The organism is Carboxylicivirga marina, from assembly GCF_016612505.1.
GTDB classification, from domain to species: domain Bacteria; phylum Bacteroidota; class Bacteroidia; order Bacteroidales; family Marinilabiliaceae; genus Carboxylicivirga; species Carboxylicivirga marina.
Window position 1 is genome coordinate 1 of record NZ_JAENRR010000151.1, and the last position, 1,117, is coordinate 1,117.

1 protein-coding gene is annotated in these 1,117 nt (G+C 34.5%); it reads right to left on the reverse strand.

Annotation, left to right across the window (positions count from 1 at the left end; genetic code table 11):
* Positions 1 to 245 precede the first annotated feature (245 nt).
* A complete protein-coding gene (locus JIV24_RS22160) occupies positions 246 to 998 on the reverse strand; it encodes a hypothetical protein (RefSeq protein WP_200467270.1) in 753 nt (250 codons plus the stop codon).
* Between the last annotated feature and the right edge of the window lie 119 nt (positions 999 to 1,117).

The window sequence follows — 1,117 nt, forward strand, 5'->3', positions numbered from 1 at the left end:
CAATTTACAGCATGTAGTGAATATTTTGCCGTTCACTACTTCTCGGCACACGATGAAGCGATTGGCAATTTAACGAAACCTTACCTCCAAAATCATCTGAGCCAAATCTTTTATTTGTTTTTATCTTTTCATTATTAAAGCCAAATCAAAGATTTGGCGGTGCTCAATTGCCCAACCTAACTTCTAAGTACTCACGAATGCCAATTGCTTTATACTAGCGTGTTGGCAGCTGGCTTTTAAATAACTTATGCTCGAAGTAGAAAATATTTATCCATTTTCTCAACAAATTGTTGCTTTGCATTTTCGGTCAGTGGGAAGAAATAATAAATATCAAATTCATAGTCGATTTTTCCTCTATCGATAGACTTAATATTTAACTTCCTCCCGCCTTTTGCTATACCTATTAAATCATGGTTATCGAAATAGATGAACATTCTAATATCACAAGTCAATTGGTTATCATACTCATAATAAGTGAAAACGGAATAATCCGAAACCGAGTGATATTGAAAACCGAATAAACTGATTAATTCTTTTAATTCTTCATTTCTTTCATAATCATCTTCTATAGATACTATTCGTTCTATTTCGCGTTCTAATATTGTGGAATTTCTAATGTTGCTCTTAAATGTATATGATTCAATATGGACAGCAGTATAGTTTTTGCCTCCTGCATACCATTTGTCAAGATATGTTTCAATATCCTTTTGGAGGACTCCTATTACTTTGCCATTTATGTCATACAGCTTTGCACCTTTTACAAGGTGGCCATTTTTATAATCTTTTTCGTCAACATGAGCATCTACTCTTATTTTGAACCAGTTGTCTTCTGGTTCTCTAGCATAGATAAAGGTGCTATCTTCCAGTACATACAGAATTTCTCCATTTATTCCATCTCTGCAATTAGCTGGTCCATCTATTTGCTGTCCATATATGCTTTGCAATGGATTTAAAACAAGTAAGATTAAAAATAAAAGGTATAATATTGAATTTTTCATGTTGAATTTGTTTTTAGTTTTAGTGCGAATCAAGCTTGCTGCCAACGGCTAGGCTATGAAGCGTTGGCTTGTGTTGCGCCTGCGGCAAGCCCATGCTTTATAAGCCATTGTTGCCTGCA

Coding starts and splice junctions, on each gene's coding strand:
- JIV24_RS22160 (WP_200467270.1), bottom strand. CDS start 998: ATGAAAAATTCAATATTATACCTTTTATTTTTAATCTTACTTGTTTTA.